1 protein-coding gene is annotated in these 4,295 nt (G+C 72.0%); it reads left to right on the top strand.

The window, feature by feature from the left end:
* On the top strand, positions 1 to 4,295 hold a 4,295-nt coding region (locus ACZ56L_RS35960; RefSeq protein ID WP_471069498.1), incomplete at both ends, for a type I polyketide synthase.

Genomic DNA, 4,295 nt, shown 5'->3' with positions numbered 1-4,295 from the left:
CATCTGCACGAGCTGACGCGGGAGATGGGTCTTTCGGCGTTCGTGTTGTTCTCGTCGGTCTCGGGTGTGATGGGTTCGGCGGGTCAGGGCAGTTATGCGGCGGGGAACGTGTTCCTGGATGCGTTGGCGGTACGGCGTCGTGCGGAGGGTCTGGCCGGGCAGTCCCTGGCGTGGGGGGCGTGGGCGCCGACCGGTGGTATGACCGCGACGCTCTCGGAGGCGGACCGCCAGCGGATCGCCGCATCGGGTGTTCCTCCGCTCTCCGTCGAGCAGGGCTTGTCGCTCCTCGACGCCGCGACGGCCACCGACGCCGCCCACCTCGTCCCCCTCGGCCGCCTCGGAGGCGACCGGCGTCCGGGAGCCGACGTACCCCCGCTGTTCCGGGGGCTCTTCAAGGGCGCCCGCCGGACGGCCGTGTCGGCGACCGCCGGCGCTCTCGGGATGCGGCTCGGCGTCCTCACCGAGGAGGAACGTGCCCGGCAGGTGCTGGAGCTCGTACGGACCGAAGCCGCCGGAGTGCTCGGACACGGGTCGTCCGCGTCGGTCGGGGCCGACCGCGAGTTCAAGGACCTGGGCATCGACTCGCTGACCGCCCTTGAACTGCGCAACCAGCTGAACCGGGCCACCGGCCTGCGGCTGCCGGCCACCCTCGTCTTCGACTACCCCACCCCCACCGCCCTCGCCGGTCACCTCCTCGCCGAACTCCTCGACGAGCAGCAGGCCGTGGACACCGACGTACGGCGGACGCCCGTCGACGACGAGCCGATCGCCATCGTCGGCATGGCGTGCCGGATGCCGGGCGGCGTGGACACCCCCGAGGCCCTGTTCGAGATGCTCCTCGAAGGCCGGGAGGGGATGACGGACTTCCCTACCGACCGGGGCTGGGACCTCGCCGCGCTCTTCGGCGGGTCCGGGCCCGCGAACCGGGGAGCCAGCGCGACCCACAGGGGCGGATTCCTCTCCGGACTGAGCGAGTTCGACGCCGGGTTCTTCGGGATCTCGCCACGTGAGGCCCTCGCCATGGACCCGCAGCAGCGGCTGTTGCTGGAAACCTCGTGGGAGGCGTTCGAGCGCGCGGGCATCGACCCGTCCCGACTGCGCGGGAGCCGAACCGGCGTCTTCGTGGGCACCACGGGACAGGACTACGCGTCGCTCGTCATGAACTCGCGCGAGGACGTGGAGGGCCACGCCAGTACGGGTCTCGCGAACAGCGTGGTCTCGGGGCGGGTGTCGTACACCTTCGGGCTGGAGGGCCCGGCCGTGACCGTGGACACCGCCTGCTCGTCCTCCCTGGTGGCCATGCACCTGGCCGCCCAGTCGCTGCGCAGCGGCGAGTCCTCGCTCGCGCTGGCCGGTGGTGTGACCGTCCTGTCCACGCCAGTGAGCTTCCTCGGCTTCAGCCGGCAGGGCGGGCTCGCGGGGGACGGCCGTTGCAAGGCGTTCGCGGACGCCGCCGACGGGACAGGCTGGTCGGAGGGCGTGGGCGTGCTGGTCCTGGAACGGCTCTCGGACGCCCGTCGCAACGGGCACGAGGTGCTGGCCGTCGTGCGCGGTTCGGCGGTGAACCAGGACGGTGCGTCGAACGGTCTGACTGCGCCGAACGGTCCTTCCCAGCAGCGGGTGATCCGGCAGGCGTTGGCGGCTGCCGGGTTGTCGGCGGCGGATGTGGACGTGGTGGAGGGGCACGGTACGGGTACGCCGTTGGGTGATCCGATCGAGGCGCAGGCGTTGCTGGCCACGTACGGGCGGGAGCGCGGGCCGGAGGGCGTGCCGTTGTGGCTGGGGTCGGTGAAGTCGAACATCGGGCACACGCAGGCCGCCGCGGGTGTGGCCGGTGTGATCAAGATGGTGATGGCGATGCGGGCGGGTGTGCTGCCGCGCACCCTCCACGTCGACGCGCCCTCCAGCCACGTCGACTGGACGACGGGACACATCAACCTCCTCACACAGAACACGTGTTGGCCCGAGGTGGACCGCCCCTGGCGGGCCGGTGTCTCTTCCTTCGGGCTCAGCGGCACCAACGCACACATCGTCCTCGAACAGGCTTGTGAAGCGCCCGCCGGACCGGGCGGACTGTCCGTAGCGCCGACCGAACCGCCCGGTGCGGAGATCGTCGCGCCGCAGGTGGTGTCGGCCAGGTCGCAGGCCGCACTGGACGCTCAGCTGGAACGGCTCTCCGGGGTGGCGGAGTCCGCGCTCGACGTGGGCTTCTCGCTGGCGGCCTCGCGGGCGGCCTTCGTGCACCGCGCGGTGCTCGTGGACGGGATGGAAAGTGCGCGCGGTGTGGCCCGTGAACGGCCCCTCGCGGTCCTGTTCACCGGCCAGGGCTCGCAACGTCTCGGCATGGGACGCGAGTTGTATGCGCGTTTCCCGGTGTTCGCGGCGGCTTTCGACGCGGTGTGCGCGGAGTGGGACGTGCCGGTGCGGGAGGTGGTCTGGGGCGAGGACGCCGACGCGCTGAACCGGACCGCCTCCACGCAGACCGGCCTCTTCGCCCTGGAGGTGGCGCTGTTCCGGCTGGTCGAGTCGCTGGGTGTGCGGCCGGACTTCGTGACCGGGCACTCGGTGGGTGAGATCGCCGCCGCGCATGTGGCGGGGGTGCTGTCGCTGGCCGACGCATGTGCGCTGGTCGCGGCGCGCGGTCGCCTGATGGAGGCGCTGCCGGAGGGCGGCGCGATGCTCGCCGTACAGGCGACGGAAGAGCAGGTGCAGCCGCTGCTCGACGAGCACGTGACCCTCGCCGCCGTCAACGGCCCCGCCTCGCTGGTCGTCTCCGGTGCGGAACAAGCCGTCGAGAAGATCGACGCGCACTTCCGGGGGCTGGGGCTCAAGACGTCCCGTCTGCGTGTTTCGCACGCGTTCCATTCGCCGTTGATGGATCCGATGCTGGAGGAGTTCCGTGCGGTGGTGTCGGGGCTGTCGTTCTCGGCTCCGGAGATCCCGATGGCTGTGGACGGCGTGCTGGTGTGCGATCCGGAGTACTGGGTGCGGCACGTCCGGGAGACCGTACGGTTCGCCGACGACGTACGCGCACTGCGCGCCGCCGGAACAACGGCTTTCGCCGAGCTCGGCCCGGACGGAGTACTGACCGCCCTCACCCGGGAGATCCTGGACGCCGAGGACCCGGCGGACGTCGTGTGCGCGCCGGTGCTGCGCAAGGACCGGAGCGAGGAGAGCACGCTCGTCGACGGTCTGGCACGGCTCCACTGTGCGGGCGTGGACGTCGACTGGGCGCGACTGTACGACGGTACGGGCGCCCGCCGGGTGGCCCTGCCGACGTACGCCTTCCAGCGCGAGCGGTACTGGCCCGTGCCGGCCACCCGCACGGGCGACGTCGCGGGCGCGGGCCTCGCCCCGACCGGGCACGCCCTCCTGGGCGCGGCCGTCACCCCGGCCGACTCCGGCGGGAGCATGCTGCTCACCGGCAGGCTGACCCTCGCCGCGCTGCCCTGGCTCGCGGACGACTCCGGCGACGGGCCCGTGGCCTTCCCGAGCGAGGGCCTGCTGGAGATGGTCCTGTGCACCGGCGAACAGGCCGAGTGCGAGCACATCGGTGAGCTCGCCCTTACCGACCAGTCCCTCCTCCTCCCCAGGACCGGTGCCGTGGTCGTCCAGGTGACGGTCGGCGCTCCGGACGAAAGCGGCACCCGTACGGTCGGCTGCTATTCGCGTCCCGAGGAACTGTCCGACGGACCGTGGGCCTGCCACGCCACCGGACGGCTGACCCCGCAGCGCACTGTCCTGACCCTGTCCGGCGACGCGCCCACGGACGCGCCCGCGATCGAGGCGTCCCTGCCCGGCCGCAGCGAGGACGCGGGGCTCTACGGTCTGCATCCGGCGTTGCTGGCGGAGGTGGTGCGAGGGGTCGTGGGAGAACGGGAGTTGGTGCCTGTCGCCTGGCGTGGTGTGACGCTGCACGCGGCGGGTGCGTCGGTGGTGCGGGCCCGGATCTTGCCGAATGCCCAGGGCCTGCTCTCGGCCGAGCTGGTGGACGCTGCGGGTGAGCTGGTGCTGACGGTGGCGGAGTTGGTGCTGGGGGCTCCGGCGGTGCCGGTGGAGCCGACGGGGGCGCCGGGCCGGGACGGGCTGTTGTGTCTGGAGTGGGTGCCGGCGGATGTGTCGGGGGCTGGTGGGGCTTTCGGGGCTGCTGGGTCTGCTGGGTCTGCTGGGTCGAATGGTGCGACTGGGGTTGCTGGTTCTTCGTTGACGGTGTTTCCGGTGGAGGGTGGGGATTCGCCGGAGGCGGTGCATGGGGTGTGTGCGCGTGTGCTGGCTGTGGTGCAGGAGTGGCTGGG

It is taken from the genome of Streptomyces sp. NPDC039736 (assembly GCF_055596485.1).
Note: the sequence above shows the minus strand (reverse complement) of the source record. Positions and strands in the feature narration are given on the sequence as shown.